Here is a 22009-nt window from a genome sequence, read left to right on the forward strand (position 1 = left end):
ATAAATATTATCCTTTTTTAATAGAATGAGACTTCGTTAAGAGCAGTGCAAGCCATACAAAGGCAGTTGCCAGCCAAGAGCTGAAAGATTAATAATCATTATGACTGCACCCAATATCCATAGAATCAATAGCGACCATTTCAAACCCGTTCCCATCGGTGACCAATGGAATAATTGCCGCAAGATAGTATACAAGAAAGCTCCTAACGGAATGCCGATGAGGGCAACTCCGGCAATCGTACCTAGCAGTGTCATCATTGGAGATACGGAAGCAACCGGCATCCAGTCGATGGCAGGCAGCATCTCGTAAAGCAGTGCTCCTCCGCTAACTGCCACGGCAATTGCTGCAAACACCAGTGCTACCAGTACAACGGCCAGTACGAACAAGACAGGGCAGCAGAGAATGACAAGAGCTACCAGAAATATTTTAAAGAGAACAGCAGCAATGGAAACAAATACATCGCCTATCTTTTGAAGAAAGGTACGAGGTTTGCCGGAGTTCATATAGTTGTTAACTCCGTCCGCTACACGTTCGAAACCGTCTGTCACTGTTTTGCCAATATTCTCAATGGTCACTGCTTCTCCACGCATACTCAATTTTTCCGCGGCAGTACGGGCTTCCGGAATAACGATCCATCCGATAATATAAAGTATAATCATCGGGCAATAAGGTACAAATACAAGGATAATCATCAATATACGCACTAATGTGATATCCCAACCGAAGTAAGCTGCCAACCCTGCCGCTACGCCTCCCAACAATTTATTATCCGGATCACGAAACCAGCGGCGTTGAGCAGCGGTTTGCGTACTGCCTTGATTAGCGGACGATGTTTGTTCCGTTCTTTTCTGTGAGTCCATATCCTCATCAGCAATTCCAAAGTCTTCCGGTTTGCCGACACGAGCGATAATTTCTTCTACATCCGAAACTGTGATGACCTGTTTTCCTTCAGTTACTTTCTCTGCAAACAGTTCGGCAATACGCATCTCAATATCGTTTACGATCTCTTCCGCACCCTCCTGTTTACGAAAGTAATGCTTCAAATTAGACAGATAATTATCTAACAGTCGGTAGGCATCGTCATCTATATGATAGACAATTCCTCCTAAATTTATGGTCAATGTCTTTTTCATTTTTATTTCTTCTTTTTCGGATTATCTATTGGCTATATGATTCACTGTATCGTTAAGTTCTTTCCAGGAAATTTCCAGCTCTCCCAAAAAGACTTCTCCTTGTTCAGTGAGTTTATAGTATTTGCGGGGAGGTCCCTGGGTAGATTCTACCCACTCATAACTTAACAGGTCATCATTTTTCAGACGGGTAAGCAATGGATACAAGGTGCCTTCCACTACAATCAGTTGGGCTTCTTTCAATTTCTGAATAATATCAGAAGCATAAGCGGGCTCCTTGTGCAACAAAAGCATGATACAATATTCAAGCATGCCTTTCCTCATCTGTGATTTTACATTGTCTACTTTCATTATTCACTTCTTTTAGATGCACAAATATATGCATTACTTTAGTACCTTGCATTACAAAGTACTATAAATTAATAATAATTAAAACATTAGAGACTCTCCACCTTATTATAAAAAGAAATAATGGCTATATTTGTGCCCGTTAAACCAAGAAATAGAAAATACATATGTTTACAATTCGAAAAGCAACGGTAGCCGATTGCGAGCTTATTCATAAGATGGCAAAGGAGGTATTCCCCGCCACCTACAAGGAAATTTTATCTCCCGAACAACTGGATTATATGATGGACTGGATGTATGCACCTTCCAATGTGCGCAAACAAATGGAGGAAGAGGGACATGTGTACTCCATTGCTTATAAAGAGAATGAACCATGCGGATACGTTTCCATTCAACAACAGGAAAAGGATGTATTCCATCTTCAGAAGATATATGTCCTCCCCCGTTTTCAGGGCACGCATTGCGGCAGTTTTTTATTCAAGGAAGCAATCAAGTGTATCAAAGAAATACACCCGGAACCTTGTTTGATGGAGCTCAACGTAAATCGTAATAATAAGGCTTTGCAGTTTTACGAGCACATGGGAATGAGAAAGTTGCGGGAAGGTGATTTCCCGATTGGTAACGGGTATTATATGAATGATTATATTATGGGACTGGATATTTGATATACCAAAATGCCCCGGAACAAATATTATAAATGTTCCGGGGCATTTTGGTTATTTAGTCAATGACAGGATTTTATTTCGCTACACGTTCCAACCATTTTAACATGAAAATCATTGTAAACATTGAAATCGTACAAGCTACAACAAACACAGTCCATGTCATCCAAATAGGAATTGATTCATACAGGATAGCACCAATCACTAGCAACTGATTACCCAGTGCTGTCGCTCCCAACCATCCTCCTTGCATAATACCTTGATATTTAGGAGGAGCAACCTTAGACACAAATGAAATTCCCAAAGGAGAGATATACAGTTCAGCTACTGTTAAGATCAGATAGGTCAGCATCAATAAAAATGGAGTAACTTTCACTGGTGAAGTTCCAACAGCTACAATATCCTCATGCAACGGCAAATTAGCAAAATAAGATCCAACTGCCATTACAATAAATGCCAATGCAGCAATTCCCATACCGATGGCAATCTTTTTAGGAGTCGAAGGCTCTTTACCACGTCTACGCTGACTTGCAAAAATAGCCATAATCACCGGAGTCAGGAACACTACAAAAAATGGATTTAACGATTGGAAGAGCTCTGCTGAAATAGGCATACCAAACAGATTCAAGTCAGTATATTCTTTCGCAAAATAAGTCAAAGTCAGACCATTTTGATGGAATGAAAACCAAAAGAAAATAACAACACCAAATACAGCAAACAGAGCATACATACGTTGTTTTACTTCCTGTGCACTCATTTCTACAACTGTAGAAGATGCTGAAGAAGCAACGGTCTTTTTGCTGGGATCCGGGAAGTTTTTCTTATTCAACCAATAAATGGTTAAAGAAATAGCCATAGCAATAATAGCTACCCCGAATGCGTAATGGAATCCAGTAGTAAAGACATTCAAATAATCTGAAGCGAAAGCCGTATAGTCTTGTACAGGAGCAGTAGAAGCTTTGGTAACTAAGGTATGATAAGTTTCAGTAGCTTCAGGCGACAAAGTACCTGCTAATTGACCATGACACAAAGCAGGAAGGTCAGCATCATAATTATAACCGAAAGTAGATAACCACCAGTTACGCACGCCTACAGCTGCAAACGGAGCAAAAATAGCACCGATATTAATAAACATATAAAATAAAGAGAAACCGGAGTCACGCATGTTGGCATATTGAGGATTATCGTACATCTGTCCTACCAATGCCTGCAAATTTCCTTTAAATAATCCGTTTCCAAATGCAATAACAAACAAACTAGCACAAGTAATAACCAGATAGAGCATCTTGTTATCTACCGGAGTCTTAGATGGAATAGCCAATAATAAATAACCAACTGCCATTAACACAATTCCTGTGAAAATAGTTCCTTTGTAGTTCCTCGTTTTATCGGCAATAATACCTCCGACCAACGCCAAAATGTAAATAGAAAAATAAAAAGTTGAGTAAATAAATCCTGCTTCTTTTCCATTCATTCCAAACTTGGCTTGCAAGAAAAGCACAAGGATAGCCATCATAGTATAAAAGCCAAAACGCTCACCTAGATTGGCTAAAGCGGCTGCTATCAGTCCTTTAGGGTGTTTGTTAAACATAGAATATAAATTATTAAATTAATGATTTAATGGTCGATACCACATATATTTTGCAAATATATACTTTTTCTCGAGTTTTTGCACAATGATTTGTTAAACTACTCCTCAAATAAACGACAAATTTCCGCCCTGGATTCACGAATCAAATCTTCCGGAGCTATTTTTATCTGAAGTCCCCGTACACCGGCACTTACATAAATATACGGAAATTGTTGGCTGGTTTCATGAATATAAGTAGGAAAATGCTTTTTCATACCGATCGGCGAACAACCTCCCCGGATATATCCGGTAAGTGGCAGAAGTTCTTTTACGGGAATCAACTCGCACTTCTTGTTACCCGAAGCTTTAGCTGCCAGTTTCAAATCAACTTCATGTTCTCCCGGAATGACACAGACAAAATATCCGCTTTTATCGCCGTGCAGAACAAGCGTTTTAAAGACCTGCTCGATATTCTCTCCTAAACTTGCTGCCACATGAACAGCACTCAAGTCGTTTTCATCTACTTCGTAGGGAATTAATTCATAGGCTATCTTAGCTTTATCTAACAGCCGTGCGGCATTTGTTTTATTGATTTTCATTTTCGTTGTATTTATAAGTTCTATATCTGATAAATAAAGAATATGATATGATAAGTGCCAACTCATCGAAGATTGTCCGATAAGTTGGCACTCTATGATTTAAATTAGAGACCCAGCTCTTCGCGAAGAAACTTAGGTGTATATCCTTTAGGGCTCTTCGCAACTTCTTCCGGTGTTCCGTAACTAAGGAGTTCTCCCCCGCCCTTACCACCTTCAGGGCCCATATCGATAATATAATCCGCCATTTTAATCACATCCAGATTGTGCTCGATGACGATAACAGTATTACCTTTATCTACAAGCTTATTCAATACTCCCATCAATACACGGATATCTTCAAAATGAAGTCCGGTAGTCGGTTCGTCAAGGATATAAAGAGTTTTGCCCGTATCTCTTTTTGATAGCTCCGTTGCCAGTTTCACACGCTGGCTTTCTCCACCGGAAAGAGTGGTAGAAGATTGTCCCAGTTTTATATACCCAAGTCCGACATCCTGCAAGACTTTAATCTTATTCAAGATTTGCGGCACATTTTCAAAGAATTCCACAGCACGGTTGATCGTCATGTCAAGTACATCGGCAATTGATTTTCCCTTGAAACGCACTTCTAGTGTTTCCCGGTTATAACGTTTACCATGACAAACCTCACAAGGCACATATACGTCAGGAAGGAAATTCATTTCAATCGTCTTATAACCATTTCCCGTACATGCTTCACAACGCCCACCTGCAACATTAAAGGAGAAACGTCCCGGTTTATAACCACGAATCTTAGCTTCCGGCAGACCCACAAACAGGTTACGGATATCAGAAAACACACCGGTATAAGTCGCAGGATTGGAGCGTGGCGTACGTCCCAAAGGTGATTGATCCACATCTACTACCTTATCTATATTTTCCAACCCTTCAATCGAATCGTATTCCAAAGGATCTTGTAAAGAACGATAGAATTTCTGTGAAAGAATCGGCTGCAAAGTTTCATTAATCAAGGTGGATTTTCCACTTCCTGATACACCAGTTACGCAAATCAGTTTACCCAACGGAAATTCAACATCTACATTCTTCAGGTTATTCCCCTTCGCTCCTTTCAGCCAGATAGATTTCCCATTTCCTTTTCTACGCTTGGCAGGGATTTCTATCTTCATCTTGCCATTCAGATATTGCGAAGTCATTGTATCTGTATTCAGCATCTCCTGCGGGGTTCCGGCGAAAACGACTTCGCCTCCGAGACGTCCGGCTTTCGGACCCATATCGATGACATAATCGGCAGCCAGCATCATATCCTTATCATGTTCCACTACAATCACGGAGTTCCCCATGTCGCGGAGTTCTTTCAACGAGTTGATAAGACGCAGATTATCACGCTGATGCAGACCGATACTCGGCTCGTCGAGAATATAAAGTACATTCACTAATTGCGAACCAATCTGTGTAGCCAAGCGGATACGCTGACTCTCACCACCGGAAAGACTAACAGAGCTACGATTCAATGCCAGATAATCCAGACCCACGTCCAGCAAGAACTTCAAACGTGTGCGAATCTCTTTCAGAATCTCCACCGATATTTTCTTCTGCTTATCGGACAGGAACTCATCCACCTTCATCAACCAGTCGTACAACTCGTTGATGTCCATATTCGCCAACTCATTGATATTCTTATCATGGATACGAAAATGCAAAGCTTCTTTATTCAAACGAGCCCCTTTACATTCGGGACAAACCGTTGTTTTGGCAAATTGTTCCGCCCATTTCTGTGCTGTTGCAGAAGCATCCTTTTCCTGCAACATCTGAATATACTTCACCACTCCTTCGTAAGTAACAAAGTAATCGGAGGAAGTACCGATCAGCGAACTCTTGATTTTAATCCGTTCGTCAGAACCGTACAATACTTCATCAATCGCATCGTCCGGCAACTCCTTTATCGGAGTTTTCAGTGTTGCGTCGTACTTCTCGAGCAAAGCACCGATTTGCCAGAAAATCATCGCATTCTTATATTTTCCCAAAGGTGCTATCGCTCCTTCATAAATAGAAAGTTCACGATCGGGAATCACTTTGTCCACATCAATCTGATTGACTACTCCCAATCCCTTACACTTCGGACATGCCCCTTGCGGTGAATTGAATGAGAAGTTATGCGGAGCCGGTTCACGATAAGACAATCCGGTGACAGGACACATGAGCCGTTTACTATAATGACGGATACTTTCAGACTGGGCATCCAGAATCATCATCAACCCATCTCCCTGGCGCATAGCGGTTGCCACACTCTGTTTCAAGCGCCGGTCATCTTTCTCCGCTACCACTAATTTATCAATAACCACTTCTACATCGTGATTTTTATAGCGGTCGAGTTTCATGCCATGCGTTATTTCACGCACTTCACCGTCCACCCGTACATACAGGTATCCTTTTTTACGTATTTGTTCGAAAAGTTCCCTGTAATGTCCCTTACGTGAACGAACTAGCGGAGCCAGCAGATATATTTTCTTTCCTTTATAATCTTTCAGAATCAAGTCCAGAATCTGCTCTTCGGTATATTTCACCATCTCCTCACCCGACAGATACGAATAAGCCACTCCAGCACGGGCATACAGCAAACGGAGATAATCATATATCTCCGTAGTCGTTCCTACGGTAGAACGGGGATTTTTATTCGTTGTTTTCTGTTCAATGGAGATAACCGGACTCAAACCTGTTATCTTATCGACATCCGGACGTTCCAGATTGCCCAAGAAGTTACGGGCATACGCTGAAAAAGTTTCGATATAACGACGCTGCCCTTCGGCAAAAATCGTATCGAAGGCTAAAGAAGATTTTCCACTACCGCTCAATCCGGTGATAACAGTCAAACTGTTACGGGGAATTTCGGCATCAATATCCTTTAAATTGTGCACGCGCGCACCGTACACATTAATATATTCTGTTTCCTGCATATTCATATCCTTCCATAAATGTTGCAAAATTAATGTTTCCGCCCGAAATATGCTCCTAAAAAAGCACAATATTATTTTCTTAACTCAAATCTTATGAAGATATAGGGCATTATTTGTACCTTTGTTCCTTGATTTCAAGAACCAATAGTTATAATTTGATGAAACCGATAAACCGTATATTCTTATTTCTGCTTTTTATAAGCGTTTCATATGCTATCAGTTATGCACAGGAAAACCAATCATATTTCTTGCATACCATCGAAAAAGGACAAAGTTTATACTCCATCTCCAAGATGTATAATGTCACTACATCAGACATCATACGTCTGAATCCGGGCTGTGACGAAAAGATCTATGCCGGACAGACAATCAAAATTCCTACGGGAAAAGAGAGTCAGAAGGGAGAAACATTCCATACGATTCAAGCCGGAGAAACACTATACAAACTGACAACCATGTATAATGTATCCGCCAAAGATATTTGTGAAGCAAACCCCGGTTTGAGTGCCGAAAATTTCCGTATCGGACAGGTTATCCTGATTCCACAGAAAAAAGAAGAGCAAACTGCTACTGCAACTCAAACGCCTACCGAACAGACCACCATTCAAGGCCCTGTTGTTCCGAAATGCAAGGATATGCATAAGGTAAAACGCAAAGAGACTATTTTTAGCGTGAGCCGTGAATATGGAATCAGCGAGCAGGAGTTAATTGCAGCTAACCCGGAACTGAAAAAAGGCATGAAAAAGGGACAATTCCTTTGCATCCCTTACCCGGTAGCAACGACCGTGCAACCTACACAGAAGGAAGATCCTTACGCTATTCCTCCCAGCAATAGCGAGCTTTTCCGCAAAAGTAAAGAGACTCCCCAAAAGCTGTCTACCATTAAAGCTGCTTTATTGTTGCCTTTCCAGGAAGACAAACGCATGGTGGAATATTACGAAGGTTTCCTGATGGCAGTAGACAGTCTGAAACGTACAGGTATTTCTCTTGATCTATATGTATATGATTGCGGAAAAGAGGTTTCTACATTAAATACGATTCTTGCCAAGAACGAGATGAAAAGTATGAATATCATCTTCGGTCCGATGCATCAGAATCAAATAAAGCCATTGTCCGACTTCGCAGAGAAGAACGACATACGCCTGGTGATTCCTTTCTCTCAAAAAGGAGAAGAGGTATTCAATAATCCGGCAGTTTATCAGATCAACACGCCTCAATCTTACTTATATTCAGAAGTTTACGAGCACTTCACCCGTCAATTCCCCAATGCAAACGTTATCTTCATAGAACCGGCGAGCGTTGATAAGGAGAAAGCGGAATTTATCAGCGGCTTGAAACAAGAGTTGAAAAGTAAAGGAATTCCAATGAGAACCGTCAGTGAAAGCGCAACGAAAGAAACGTTGAAAGCAGCGCTCCGCAGTGATAAAGAAAACATCTTTATTCCGACATCAGGCAACAACGTCTTACTAATTAAGATACTTCCTCAACTGACGCTGTTAGTTAGAGAGAATCCTGCAGAGAATATTCATCTGTTCGGCTATCCGGAATGGCAGACCTATACCAGAGATCATCTGGAAAACTTCTTTGAATTGGATGTATATTTCTATTCTTCATTCTATACGAATACGTTGTTCCCGGCAGCTGTGCAGTTTACCAATGCTTACCATAAATGGTATAGCAAAGATTTGGCAAGCAAATACCCTAATTACGCAATGCTGGGTTTTGACACCGGCTTCTTCTTCCTGAAAGGATTATCGCTTTATGGCTCGGAACTGGAAAACAATCTGCCTAAAATGAACCTGACTCCCATCCAGACCGGATTCAAATTCGAGCGTGTAAACAACTGGGGAGGATTTATTAATAAAAAGGTGTTCTTCATACGTTTCACTAAGAATTTTGAATTAGTAAAACTTGACTTCGAATAATACGAAAATGATAAAGATAAAACCATTTTTGATCGCAACACTCCTACTTACAGGATTTGCCCTTCCTGCTGTCGCTCAAATCGGAGAAGCACGAAACAATTTATCGGTAGGTATCAATGGAGGTGTCAATTTAAATAGTGCTTCCTTTACTCCCACCATCAAGCAAAATAGCCTGATGGGAATTACCGGAGGTTTGACAGCACGTTATATATCCGAGAAGTATTTTGCCATGATTTGTGGCGCACAGGTCGAGTTGAATGTCTCGCAACGAGGCTGGGACCAATTATTTGAAACAATATCACTGGACGCCAACGGATATGAAGTCACTTCGAAGGACCCTACTAAAACTTACACCCGCAAAATGACTTATATAGATATTCCTTTCCTCGCTCACCTCGCTTTCGGACGAGACAGAGGATTGCAATTCTTTGTCCATGCAGGTCCTCAAATCAGCTTTCTAATCAGTGAATCGGAAACAATAAAAGGTATTGATATGAATAGCTTATCTGATACACAGAAAGCCCTGTACGGAGTTAAGATTCAAAATAAATTTGACTATGGTATTGCCGGTGGCGGTGGTGTAGAACTTAGAACAAAGAAAGCTGGTAGCTTCATCGTTGAAGGCCGTTATTACTTTGCCCTGTCTGATTTCTACAGCACTACTAAGAAAGATTATTTCGCCCGTGCAGCGCATGGAACCATTACCATAAAGCTCACATATTTATTTGATTTGAAGAAATAACCCCTCTTTCAAGGAGGAAGAGATTAAAACCTCTTATTTATAAACAAAATCCCATTCATAACGAACTAAAAAATCCCCACTAACTCTAAACGAATTAGCGGGGATTTCTATTTCTGGGGACTTTAGTCCTTTTTATCGCAATCTATCCGCAGCTTTTACCATCACCTCATCCCGTCCGATAGCACGGATAGCCAGTATATTCAGGATGATGGAAACAAGCGGCAAACACAATGCCCAGCCTATACGGAACATATTTTCATCATTCTTCAATGCAAAATAAAAAGCAAGGGCAGCAATGTAATAACCTACTAATAATAAGCTATTGAAAATTGTCATGCGAATCTGCAACATACGGTTCTTATATAAAAAGATAGTTGCCACAGCCACGATGGTGCTAACCATCAGAATTCCGAACAAGCCCCATGTAGACTGAATAGCACCGTTTACTTCCAATCCTAATGCCTTAAAAGGATGTTCTCCCATTGCATCAATGAAGTAGCCCATCGGCAAACACATGGCTGTAATCAGCAATCCTACAACAATCAATAAATAAACAGTTTGAATTCGTTGAATCATAAGTATTCTAAATAGTAGTTGAGTTAAACAATAATAGCCAAGCAATAAGGAGCAGGGATCATCATCCCACTTACTACTTGACTATCAAATTCTTCGTCAGAAAATAAATTACTGAAGTTTTTCTTTCTCCTTAGCCGGATTTCTATAATATATTTTCCCTTCGATGTATTCTTGCGTAGCAATCAAGTCCGGTTTCGGCAATTTCTCATAATAACGAGAAATTTCGATTTGCTCTCTATTTTCAAACACTTCTTCCAAATTGTCATTGTAAGAAGCAAACTCTGCCAGTTTCTTAGAAAGATCGTTTTTGATTTCTACACTGATCTGATTAGCACGCTTACCAATAATGGCAACTGTTTCATAAACATTACCTGTATCAGCACAGAGTTCCATCATGTCACGGGTTACTGTTGTAGCAGGAGCATTCGTTTTTTTGTAGTCCATAAATCTATTTAAATTTAGTCTTTAATTACTTTTTGTGATTCATTGAATATCTTCTCGGCTTCTTTCAAATATTTACTTTCAGGAAATTCATTCTTAAAAGCGTAATATTCATCAATCGTTTCGCGGTAACGATCCATCTTCTTGTCTTCAACGCTATAGATAGCCATTTCGTGTCTTGCACGCAGAACCAAAATGGAAAGTTCTTCACGATAATCAGTATAAGGATAATCCTTCAATGCATTTTGAGCTGTGATTACACAAGACTCATAGTTATTGCCTAAATAATTACCCAGATTATAATATAGCCTTGCTGAATAAAGCTCTTTCAAAACCAGCTTATCCTGTAAAGCAAAAATCATATCCTGTGCTTCCTGCTTTTTTGTGCTGTTCGGGAAATACTCCATGAACATCTGCAACTGCTGGATAGCCTGATAAGTGCTTGACTGATCCAAACGTGGTTCCGGAGTATCCAGGAATAAAGCCTTACCTGCATGGAAACGTGCCAGTTCAGTAAAAGTACCACGAGGATATGTATTGAAATAGGTGATAAATGTCTGGGCAGCTGTCTGATAATCTTTCTGGTTATAGTAGCTCATTCCCAACATATACAAAGATTCTTCCGCTTTATCGGTTCCTTTCAGAATGGTTATCAACTCATTCAGCAACGTAGCTGAACGATTATACTGTCCCTTCGCAAAATAGTTTTTGGCGGCTTCGTACTTGTATTCGTAATCGGTGCTTTTCAGCAATTTATTATACTCCCCACATGATGTAAGAGTAGCCGCCGCAAGCAAAGTTATAATGATATTTTTCTTCATCCTATTTAAAAATAATGCGCAAAGTTACTTATTCGCTGGGAATTTAGCAATTAATCTGTGTTTTTTAATACATAAAAGGCGTTAAACATCGACAAAAGGAGAGAAAATGACGTCGAATTACAAACGACAAACTATAAACAGCAGATTATAAACGAATCACAATAGTGACGGTATGTGTTCAGGATAGTGACGGTATCGTTGGCATATACCGTCGCTATCTTCACCGGATAGCGTCACTATATTTATAGTAAAAACGGTAAGCAATTGCGCTGTCCTTGAATTGGATAACACAACTGTTTACCGTTCATTATTCATTGCTCACTGTTATATTTACAGTTTATACAAGTCACTTGCAGCCAGTAAATCGACTTTCTTTTCTTTCAATACCTCGATACATTTATCCAGGTTGCTGGGACGAATCACTACGTTTGCAATATGGTTATTGGCAAACGAATACATATATTCAATAAATACGCCCTCTTCTGATAAATATCCCAGCACTTTTGCCAAAGCACCTGGTATATTGGGACAGCTTATACCTACTACATCAGTCACATTCACTGCAAAATGATTATCTTTTAAAGCTTTGTATGCTCTATCCGGATCGGATACAATTCCACGCAAAATACCAAAATCAGCATTTTCGGCAATGCACAAGGCAGAAAGATTGATATTTTCTTTCGCCAGCACTTCGGTCACTTCCGTCAAACGGCCTGACTTATTTTCCAAAAAAATAGAAAGTTGTTTTGCTACCATTATCGTAAAGTTTTAAGTATTAAATCTTTCTGTTATCAATTACACGTTTCGCTTTACCTACGCTGCGTTCAATGCTGCGAGGCTCTACCAGTTTCACGTTGACTCCCAGTCCGAGTACGCTTTGCAAACGTCCTCCCAGTTTCTTCTTCAAAGCCAGCATTTTGTTGATCTCATCCGAATAGAATTCCGGACGTACTTCAACCTGGAGTTCCATTGTATCGGTATTGTTTTCACGACCTACTATCAACAAATAATGCGGTTCAAACTCTTCCATTTCAAGAATGACTGATTCAATCTGCGTCGGGAATACATTCACACCGCGGATAATCAACATATCATCACTACGTCCCAAAATACGATCCATACGTACCAATGTACGGCCACAGGAACATTTATCATGATGCAAGGCCGTCAAATCACGCGTACGGTAACGGAGCAACGGCATACCCTCTTTGGTCAGATGGGTAAATACCAGTTCGCCCGTTTGACCGGGCTCAACCGGTTGCAACGTATTCGGATCGATGATTTCCGGAAAGTAATGGTCTTCATTCAAGTGAGTCCCGTGCTGACATTCGCACTCGTACCCGACACCCGGTCCGGCAATCTCACTCAAGCCATAAATATCGTATGCTTTGATTCCCAACTTTTCTTCTATCTCATGACGCATATTTTCCGTCCAGGGTTCTGCACCGAAAGCACCGACTTTCAGTTGGAATTCTTCACGCGGCAAACCGGAATCTTTGATTGCATCTGCCAGATAAAGCGCATAGGAAGGAGTACAACAAAGCACTGTCGATCCGAAATCATGCATCAAGGTTATCTGTTTTTCCGTGTTACCACTGGACATCGGAATAACAGAAGCACCGATATTTTCGGCTCCTGCATGTGCTCCCAATCCGCCCGTGAACAGTCCGTATCCATAAGATACCTGAAAAATATCAGAACGCCCCGCTCCATAAGCGGTAAAAGCACGCGATATACATTCCGCCCATGTAGACAAGTCCTTACGGGTATATCCGACAACCGTCGGTTTTCCGGTTGTTCCGGAAGAAGCATGAATACGTACAATTTGACTCATCGGCACGGCACAAAGTCCGAACGGATAATTATCTCTTAAATCATGTTTCGTGGTAAACGGCAGTTTTACAATATCATCAATACTATTGATGTCATCGGGAGTAATCCCCATTTCCTGCATCTTCTTTCGATAGAAAGGCGTGTTGTGATAAACGTAATCTACAATTTTCTTGAGTCGTATGCTTTGAATCTTGCGAAGACTTTCGCGGTCCATACACTCAATGCTCTCATTCCAAATCATGTGTTTCTGGTATTACTAGTTGTATGAATCTGTTTTTTGATATTAATATGTTGCAAAGTAAAGGATTTATTTGGAAAAATGATTTGTTATCTCGATTATTTTACCGAATATTGCTCCACTTTTTAGGATTTAACTATGAATTATGAACTAACATCAGCTTATAAACCTACCGGAGATCAGCCGGAAGCTATAGCACAACTTACTGAAGGGGTACTTCAGGGAGTTCCCGCACAGACTTTATTGGGAGTGACCGGGTCGGGAAAAACATTTACCATTGCCAATGTGATCGCCAATATCAATAAACCCACGTTGATTTTGAGCCATAACAAAACACTGGCTGCCCAGCTCTATAGTGAGTTTAAAGGATTTTTCCCCAATAATGCGGTAGAATATTACGTTTCTTACTATGATTATTACCAGCCGGAAGCTTATCTGCCGAACAGTGATACATATATAGAGAAGGATCTCGCCATCAATGACGAAATCGACAAGCTCCGGCTCTCTGCCACTTCCGCCCTACTCTCCGGAAGAAAAGACGTGGTAGTGGTTTCTTCCGTATCTTGTATCTACGGTATGGGAAATCCTTCGGACTTCTACAAAAATGTCATCGAAATAGAACGGGGACGGATGATAGACCGCAATGTGTTTCTACGTCGTTTGGTAGACAGTTTGTATGTCCGCAATGATATCGACTTGAACCGTGGAAATTTCCGGGTCAAGGGCGACACAGTGGATATTTATCTGGCTTATACCGACAACCTGCTCCGTGTCACCTTTTGGGGGGATGAGATTGACGGCATCGAAGAGGTAGATCCTATCACAGGAGTCACTATCGCACCATTTGACGCCTATAAGATTTATCCGGCCAACCTGTTCATGACTACCAAAGAGGCTACTCTCCGTGCTATTCATGAAATAGAGGATGATCTAACCAAGCAAGTAGCTTTCTTCGAATCTATCGGCAAAGAATACGAGGCCAAACGATTGTATGAGCGAGTAACTTACGATATGGAAATGATCCGGGAATTGGGACATTGTTCCGGAATTGAGAATTATTCCCGTTATTTTGACGGCCGTGCTGCCGGTACCCGCCCCTATTGTTTGCTCGATTTCTTTCCGGATGATTTCCTGATCGTTATCGACGAAAGCCACGTAAGCGTACCCCAAATCCGTGCAATGTATGGAGGAGACCGTGCGCGAAAAATCAATCTTGTGGAATATGGTTTTCGATTGCCTGCCGCTATGGACAACCGTCCATTGAAATTTGAAGAGTTTCAGGAGATGGCAAAACAAGTAATCTACGTCAGTGCTACACCGGCGGATTATGAATTGATTCAGTCGGAAGGAATTGTCGTGGAACAGGTGATTCGTCCTACCGGTCTGCTTGATCCTATCATCGAAGTACGTCCGAGTCTCAATCAGATTGACGATTTAATGGAAGAAATCCAGCTCCGTATTGAAAAGGAAGAACGCGTACTCGTCACTACACTAACCAAACGAATGGCAGAAGAACTGGCAGAATATCTTCTTAATAATAATGTGAGATGTACCTATATCCATAGTGATGTCGACACACTGGAACGTGTGAAGATTATGGATGATCTCCGTCAAGGAGTTTATGACGTACTTATCGGGGTCAACCTGCTTCGTGAGGGTCTCGACCTTCCGGAAGTGTCTCTCGTCGCTATTCTCGATGCAGACAAAGAAGGATTCCTCCGCTCCCACCGTTCGTTGACACAAACTGCGGGACGTGCCGCGCGTAATGTGAACGGTAAGGTAATCATGTATGCTGATAAGATGACGGATAGTATGAAACTGACGATTGATGAAACGAACCGTCGCCGCGAAAAGCAGTTGGCATACAATGAGGCAAACGGAATTACCCCGCAACAGATTAAAAAGGCCAGAAACTTGTCTGTATTCGGTAATGCAAAAGAGGCAGATGAGCTGTTGAAAGAAAGACATGCTTATGTAGAACCTTCTACTCCGAATATCGCAGCAGATCCGATAGTGCAGTATATGAGTAAAGCGCAGATGGAAAAGAGTATCGAGCGTACCCGCAAACTGATGCAGGAAGCAGCCAAGAAACTTGAATTTATCGAAGCCGCACAATATCGTGACGAATTATTGAAACTGGAGGACTTGATGAAAGAGAAATGGGGATAAAATTTCCCCATTGTTCACCTATTATAGCCTGATTGTTAAGGGCTGAAACTCTTAACAAACCTGTAACTTCGCATTTAGTCTATTAATTAGTGTTATAAAAACACCAATTAAGGGCTGATAATTTGCAAAGTTACCGGAATCCCGTATCTTTGCACTGTGTTTTTCATAGTATTAGATTTAAGGTTAACAAAGGTTGGAGCAAGGCGTTGCTCCTTTTTTTATGTCTATACGTCACCTTCAATGAAAAATATAAAATTGAAAAGACATAATGTACCACTCTCTAAAGCATAAATTAAGGAGGATTGCAGATATAGACTGATCGTTCATTACGACTGAATCTATTCATGCAATCCTCCCATTTCTTATAGTTGGATTATTCCTACTTCAAGCGATGATAAATCAAAGAGCCTTCTCTATGGCATTTTTAATCAACGGTTCCATAATATCATACCCTTCGCTCGTTGGGTGAACTCCATCTTTAGTATATTGAGGATTCAAGGCCTGATTTTCGTCAACCACCATTGCCTTGTAATAATTAACAAACGGAATTTTATTTGCTCTTGCATAAGCCTCTATCCGGTCATTTAAAGATTTAATTTTCTGCGGAACATCTTTTATTTCCATTCTCCACTTAAATGCAGCAGCAGGCAATACGGAAGTCAAAATTACTTTTATTTTATTTGCTTTTGCCAGTTCCGCCATAGAAACAATGTTTCCGAATGTATAATCTTCATTATACGCTTGTGTATTTTCAGCGACATCATTTGTTCCAGCATTAATCACCACTAAAGCAGGAGAAAGATTAATCACATCTTCCCGGAACCGTAACAAGAATTGATAGGAAGTCTGCCCACTGATTCCACGGCCAATGTAACCATTTGATTTGAAAAAATCCGGATGAGTCCTTACCCATCCTTCCGTAATGGAATTTCCCATAAAAATAACCCGTTTGTCTTTCTTTGTCGCTTGTGGAAGTGCAGCATTTTCTTTTGAATAACGACGTAGATTAGCAAAATCATTTTTCTGCGCATAGCTTTCTCCTATCGAGAAACTCAAGCAAACAACAGCCAATAATATCCATTGGCCCCATCTTCTTTTATTCATGTTTATATTAAGTATTAGTAATATTATATTTCATGCAAAGATAAAAAGAAAAGCGATGCACTATACTTTGTATGGCCATTTTTTGTGCATTTCCATGCCATAATGTGCTGATAAATGTCAGACGGGAGAGATTTTTTCTGCATATTTGTTATTGTTTTCAGTTTTCCTGCAAAAATACGCCATACGCGGGGAGCTTCTAAACTCATCGGTTCTTTTCAGTTGGTTTCGGTTCTAAATAGTCATATACGTTCGCATATTAATAACCTTTCTTTGGGGAAGCAAAAGTTAGAGGCTCCATTTACTTGAAACAAAGCCTCTGAATGTATCAAACGGAGGCTCTGCCGCATGAGTTTAGAGCCTCCATTTGGGGGATAAAAAAGCGCCTTTTTGCCGAACGCATAGTGGAACGCTCTCCAAAGGCAGATAACTCGCTATATGGCAGCCGGTTACACCTACCTAAAAAAGTCCCCCTTGAACACTTACCGGTATTATTATAAATATATAAATAATAAACTATATATTAAAATATATAGTTCGATTTTTCTATTTTTTGAATCTTTATAACGCAAATCGCATGTGCTAAAATTTATTTGTAGCTTTGCTTTTTTCGAATAAATTCAGCTGTTAAATCAGTTCATAGTAATTATTAAAAAAGTTGATGAAGAAAGAAGAATGGAGCATCCACATTTGTCTATCGCCCAAAACATCGAATAACCGTTAAGGCGAAGGTACTTTTTCTTAATCAATGTTATATAACATACGTTTTTTCTTGGATTATTTGCTAATTTCACGATAGTCCGTATCTTTGCACTGTGTTTTTCATAGTATTAGATTTAAGGTTAACAAAGGTTGGAGCAAGGCGTTGCTCCTTTTTTTATGTCTATATGCTTGATTTCCTAAAAAAGAATGGTATTTTTGTGAAGTCACAATTATTATCCGAAACATGAAACGCAAACTGCTTTATACCACTCTAATAATTGCTATCCTGTGTGTAATCAGCATAGTTGTATGTAACAGGACGATCAAGAAACACACAGTCTCCAAACTATATACGGAAGTAAATACCATCCCTTCCAACAATGTAGGATTACTTCTCGGAACTTCTCCCAAGTTGAAAAGTGGAAATAACAATTTATACTTCGATTATCGGATTCTTGCAACAGTGGAGTTATATAAAGCCGGAAAAATTAAATATATCCTCATCAGCGGCGATAACCGTAAAGAGGATTACAATGAACCGGAAGAAATGAAGAAAGCACTCATGCAAAAAGGTATTCCTGAAAAATCCATTTATTTAGATTATGCCGGATTCCGGACTCTCGACTCTGTTGTACGTGCCAAAGAAGTGTTTGGACAAAATCGTCTGACCATCATCTCCCAACGTTTCCATAACGAACGAGCGATCTATCTTGCAGAGAAAAATGGAATAGACGCCATCGGGTACAACGCCCCAAATGTAAATGCTTATGCCGGACTGAAAACTAACATCCGGGAATTACTTGCAAGAGTCAAAATGTTTATAGATTTAGGTATAGATAAACAACCTCATTTCTTGGGAGAGAAAATAATAATTGAATAAGCGAGATACCTCCGATGCATGGAAGTGAGTTTAACATATTCTGAATAAAAAGTGATATACGTTTCTTTATTCCCAAATATAGCTCTACCTTTACTGAAAAATCAGAATATGGCAAAGATTACAGTTCAGAAAACAGATGTTACTATCCTAAAAATCAACGATACAGATTACATTTCCTTAACCGACATAGCTAAATACAAGACGACAGATGCCAATGCTGTTATTGCCAACTGGCTACGTAATAGAATGACCATTGAATATTTAGGATTATGGGAGATATTGTACAACCCCCATTTTAAACCCCTCGAATTCGAGGGGTTTAAAAAAGAAGCAGGACTAAATGCGTTTACTCTTTCCCCTCAAAAATGGATAGAAACCACCTGTGCTATTGGAATTATATCCAAATCAGGACGATATGGGGGCACTTTTGCTCACAAAGACATTGCATTCAAATTTGCAAGTTGGATTTCCGTTGAATTTGAATTATACATAGTAAAAGAATTCCAACGTCTCAAAGAGCAAGAGCAAGCTCAACTTGGTTGGTCGGCAAAGCGAGAATTATCTAAAATTAATTACCATATTCATACTGATGCAATCAAACAACATCTTATCCCTCAAGAAATCACTTCACAGCAAACATCTATGATTTATGCCAGCGAAGCTGATGTCCTTAATGTAGCCATGTTTGGAATGACAGCCTTAGAATGGCGGGATACACACCCTGATTTAAAAGGAAATATCCGCGATTATGCCTCAATCAACGAACTTATCTGCTTATCAAATATGGAAAACTAAAATGCAGTTTTCATAAACGAAGGTTTGGCACAAAAGGATAGACTCATCAAATTAAATCAAATAGCAATTCAACAAATGAACATATTAGAAGATATTAAAAATAAAAAGTTATTGAAATAATTTATGGAACAACAAATTCAACTCAACGATCACAACAAGCAGGAATACCCTCCTATGCATACAGCAGAGCATTTACTCAATGCCACCATGGTGAAAACCTTTGGCTGCCCACGTTCTCGCAATGCCCACATCGAAAGAAAAAAAAGCAAATGTGACTATATACTTTCGTCATGTCCGACAGCGGAACAAATCCAGTCTATTGAAGATAGAGTGAACGAGGTAATCAGTCAGAACCTACCTGTGACTGTTGAGTTTATGACTCATGAACAGGCCAAAGATATTGTAGATTTAAGTAAGCTACCTGCCGATGCAAGCGAAACTCTTCACATTGTCCGCATTGGAGATTATGATGCCTGCGCCTGCATCGGATTGCATGTATCCCATACTTCTGAAGTGGGTACCTTCAAAATCATTAGTTATGATTATGACGAAGAAAGGCAAACACTAAGAATAAGGTTCAAACTGATCGAGAAGAAGTAAACAGGTTATCAAATTAATATCTATCTTATATAAAATAAATAAAAACAGGATACATTTTGTCATTTATATTGCAAAAATGACATTATAAAAATGACAAATAGACAATTTTAGTCTCTAAAATCTCTTGGCATAAGGTTTGCATTTATAGAAGCGAACAACGGTTCGAGAGCGGACGATGGAAGGCGGGATAACCGATACCATCGGAAGTGAAAATGCCGAAGTTCTAAATTTATTAATTGAATGTTTAACTTAAAGATAGGAGACTAAAATTATGATGCCTGTTAGAAGAACTCAAAGTTGGTTACCAAGTATCTTTAATGATTTCTTTGATAACGATTGGATGGTAAAAGCAAATGCTACTGCACCTGCAATTAATGTTTTGGAAACAGAAAAAGAGTACAAAGTGGAATTGGCTGCTCCTGGTATGACGAAGGATGATTTCAATGTTCGCATTGATGAAGACAACAACCTCGTTATCAGCATGGAGAAGAAGACTGAAAACAAGGAGGAAAAGAAAGACGGTCGCTATCTGCGTCGCGAATTCTCATACTCTAAGTTCCAGCAAACAATGATTCTACCGGACAATGTGGACAAAGAAAAAATTGCTGCATCCGTAGAACATGGTGTTTTAAACATCGAACTTCCGAAACTCTCTGAAGAAGAAGTGAAGAAGCCCAATCGGCAAATCGAAATAAAGTAATACGGTAACCACTTGCTGTTCACCGGAAACGGTGATAAGAAGTAATAAAACAGCTCTTTCCCTGAAAAGGAAACGAGCTGTTTTTATATTATTATCCTTAGTTATTCTTCCGATAACTAATCACTGCCCAACTATTAAACACTACTGCAAAAAACAACAATACTCCAAACTGTGGCAGTAAATCAAAGAAACCACTCCCCTTTAAATACACCATTCGCATCACTTCCATAAAATACCTCAAAGGATTGAGCCTAGTAATTAGTTGAGCCCATTCCGGCATACTGCTAATGGGAGTAAACAAACCACTCATCAAAATTACAACCAACAAACAGAACCACATAACAAACATAGACTGTTGCATCGTTGCCGAGTAGTTGGAAATAACAAGTCCGAAACCGGACATTACCAGAACGAAAAGAACTGCGAAAAAGTAAATCAATAGAAAATGACCGACCGGCACTATGCCATAAATTAACCAGGCTAATATGAAACATACAGTCAGCACCACAAAACCAATCAACCAGTAAGGCAAGAGCTTTGCCAAAATAAAGATAAACTTCGGAACCGGCGTCACATTGATTTGCTCAATCGTTCCTACTTCCTTCTCGCTAACTATATTCAATGCAGGCAAGAAACCACAAATCAAAGTTAATAACATGACCATCAATGCCGGAATCATATAGAGTTTATAGTTCAGATTCGGATTAAACAACCCCTGTGTATCAATGCCTATCGAAGGGAAAGCACCGGAGACTGTAGCAGTTGCAGGATATTCCGAACGCAGCTCGGCTGCATAATCATTAATAATAGAAGATAGATAAGAACTCCCCAGCCCTCCTTTTGTCCCATTCACAGCATTGGCTGCTATCAGTATGTGGGTATCTTCTCCATTCATCCAATCCCGTTCCAGATGCCGCGGAATTTCCATCACAATATCCGCCGTTCCAATTTCAATATTCCGTAGGCCTTCTTCATACGAAGCCGGCACTTCCACCAGACGGAAATAGGTAGAGGCGGCAATCTTATTGACTAAACGTTGTGAAATAGCCGAATGGTCATTATCCACAATATTCAGCTGTATATTCTTGATTTCCAGATTTACCGCCCAAGGCATCAGCAGCATAATCATGCATGGAAATACAAGAATCAATTTCGGAAGAAACGAATTGCGAAGCAATTGTTTAAACTCTTTTTCTATCAGGAACTTTATCATAAATAATTCTTCCATTTATCAATCTGCCCATTA

19 protein-coding genes and 1 pseudogene are annotated in these 22009 nt (G+C 40.0%); 8 read left to right on the forward strand and 12 right to left on the reverse strand.

The features are described from left to right. Positions 1-36: 36 nt before the first annotated feature. Both Bovatus_RS05580 and Bovatus_RS05585 read right to left on the reverse strand, forming a co-directional pair. Complete coding sequence (locus tag Bovatus_RS05580) at positions 37-1134, reverse strand: PspC domain-containing protein (RefSeq protein ID WP_004299979.1); 1098 nt, start codon at positions 1132-1134, stop codon at positions 37-39. Between the two features lie 21 nt (positions 1135-1155). After that, positions 1156-1482, reverse strand: a complete 327-nt coding sequence (locus Bovatus_RS05585) for a PadR family transcriptional regulator (RefSeq protein ID WP_004299980.1) — start codon at positions 1480-1482, stop codon at positions 1156-1158. 164 nt (positions 1483-1646) lie between these two features. Between Bovatus_RS05585 and Bovatus_RS05590 the strand changes: the two genes are divergently transcribed. Further along, positions 1647-2144, forward strand: a complete 498-nt coding sequence (locus tag Bovatus_RS05590) for a GNAT family N-acetyltransferase (protein WP_004299981.1) — start codon at positions 1647-1649, stop codon at positions 2142-2144. Positions 2145-2217: 73 nt separating this feature from the next. Here the strand turns inward: Bovatus_RS05590 and Bovatus_RS05595 are convergent, their stop codons facing one another. From Bovatus_RS05595 to uvrA, 3 genes are all read right to left on the reverse strand, one after another. After that, positions 2218-3732, reverse strand: coding sequence for a peptide MFS transporter (locus tag Bovatus_RS05595; RefSeq protein WP_004299982.1), 1515 nt, complete (start codon positions 3730-3732; stop codon positions 2218-2220). A 98-nt stretch (positions 3733-3830) separates the two neighbouring features. Beyond that, positions 3831-4310, reverse strand: a complete 480-nt coding sequence (ybaK, locus tag Bovatus_RS05600) for a Cys-tRNA(Pro) deacylase (RefSeq protein ID WP_004309260.1) — start codon at positions 4308-4310, stop codon at positions 3831-3833. 104 nt (positions 4311-4414) lie between these two features. Continuing rightward, a complete protein-coding gene (gene uvrA, locus Bovatus_RS05605; protein ID WP_004303626.1) occupies positions 4415-7240 on the reverse strand; it encodes an excinuclease ABC subunit UvrA in 2826 nt (941 codons plus the stop codon). Positions 7241-7398: 158 nt separating this feature from the next. Here uvrA and Bovatus_RS05610 point away from each other — a divergent pair, with 158 nt between their 5' ends. Next, complete coding sequence (locus tag Bovatus_RS05610; protein WP_004325724.1) at positions 7399-9165, forward strand: LysM peptidoglycan-binding domain-containing protein; 1767 nt, start codon at positions 7399-7401, stop codon at positions 9163-9165. A gap of 7 nt (positions 9166-9172) precedes the next feature. After that, entirely contained in the window at positions 9173-9907 is a 735-nt protein-coding gene (locus Bovatus_RS05615; protein WP_004299987.1) for a porin family protein, read from the forward strand. A gap of 132 nt (positions 9908-10039) precedes the next feature. Here the strand turns inward: Bovatus_RS05615 and Bovatus_RS05620 are convergent, their stop codons facing one another. From Bovatus_RS05620 to Bovatus_RS05640, 5 genes are all read right to left on the reverse strand, one after another. Then, complete coding sequence (locus Bovatus_RS05620) at positions 10040-10483, reverse strand: DUF4293 domain-containing protein (protein ID WP_004299988.1); 444 nt, start codon at positions 10481-10483, stop codon at positions 10040-10042. Between the two features lie 108 nt (positions 10484-10591). Continuing rightward, complete coding sequence (locus tag Bovatus_RS05625) at positions 10592-10927, reverse strand: DNA-directed RNA polymerase subunit omega (protein WP_004299989.1); 336 nt, start codon at positions 10925-10927, stop codon at positions 10592-10594. A 14-nt stretch (positions 10928-10941) separates the two neighbouring features. Continuing rightward, complete coding sequence (locus Bovatus_RS05630) at positions 10942-11745, reverse strand: outer membrane protein assembly factor BamD (RefSeq protein WP_004299990.1); 804 nt, start codon at positions 11743-11745, stop codon at positions 10942-10944. A gap of 330 nt (positions 11746-12075) precedes the next feature. Next, on the reverse strand, positions 12076-12501 hold the full coding sequence (locus Bovatus_RS05635; protein WP_004299992.1) for an amino acid-binding protein: 426 nt from the start codon (positions 12499-12501) through the stop codon (positions 12076-12078). A 19-nt stretch (positions 12502-12520) separates the two neighbouring features. Then, complete coding sequence (locus Bovatus_RS05640; protein WP_004299993.1) at positions 12521-13819, reverse strand: phenylacetate--CoA ligase family protein; 1299 nt, start codon at positions 13817-13819, stop codon at positions 12521-12523. 135 nt (positions 13820-13954) lie between these two features. On the opposite strand from Bovatus_RS05640, the gene uvrB reads away from it, so the two are divergent. Beyond that, on the forward strand, positions 13955-15985 hold the full coding sequence (uvrB, locus tag Bovatus_RS05645; RefSeq protein ID WP_004299995.1) for an excinuclease ABC subunit UvrB: 2031 nt from the start codon (positions 13955-13957) through the stop codon (positions 15983-15985). Between the two features lie 399 nt (positions 15986-16384). Here the strand turns inward: uvrB and Bovatus_RS05650 are convergent, their stop codons facing one another. Beyond that, entirely contained in the window at positions 16385-17089 is a 705-nt protein-coding gene (locus Bovatus_RS05650) for an SGNH/GDSL hydrolase family protein (protein WP_004299998.1), read from the reverse strand. 943 nt (positions 17090-18032) lie between these two features. Here Bovatus_RS05650 and Bovatus_RS05660 point away from each other — a divergent pair. The 4 genes and pseudogenes from Bovatus_RS05660 to Bovatus_RS05675 all read left to right on the forward strand — a co-directional run bounded on the left by Bovatus_RS05660 (position 18033) and on the right by Bovatus_RS05675 (position 20763). Next, positions 18033-18668 (forward strand): SanA/YdcF family protein, encoded by a 636-nt coding sequence (locus tag Bovatus_RS05660; protein WP_004300005.1) that lies wholly within the window; start codon positions 18033-18035, stop codon positions 18666-18668. A 108-nt stretch (positions 18669-18776) separates the two neighbouring features. Beyond that, positions 18777-19583 (forward strand): annotated as a pseudogene (locus tag Bovatus_RS05665) (KilA-N domain-containing protein). A gap of 3 nt (positions 19584-19586) precedes the next feature. Next, entirely contained in the window at positions 19587-20063 is a 477-nt protein-coding gene (locus tag Bovatus_RS05670; RefSeq protein ID WP_004300007.1) for an alanyl-tRNA editing protein, read from the forward strand. 271 nt (positions 20064-20334) lie between these two features. Further along, entirely contained in the window at positions 20335-20763 is a 429-nt protein-coding gene (locus Bovatus_RS05675) for an Hsp20/alpha crystallin family protein (protein WP_004300008.1), read from the forward strand. Between the two features lie 97 nt (positions 20764-20860). On the opposite strand, the gene Bovatus_RS05680 is transcribed toward Bovatus_RS05675, so the two are convergent. Next, complete coding sequence (locus tag Bovatus_RS05680; protein WP_004303641.1) at positions 20861-21976, reverse strand: ABC transporter permease; 1116 nt, start codon at positions 21974-21976, stop codon at positions 20861-20863. Positions 21977-22009 lie beyond the last annotated feature (33 nt).

This window comes from Bacteroides ovatus, from assembly GCF_001314995.1.
Lineage (GTDB): Bacteria > Bacteroidota > Bacteroidia > Bacteroidales > Bacteroidaceae > Bacteroides > Bacteroides ovatus.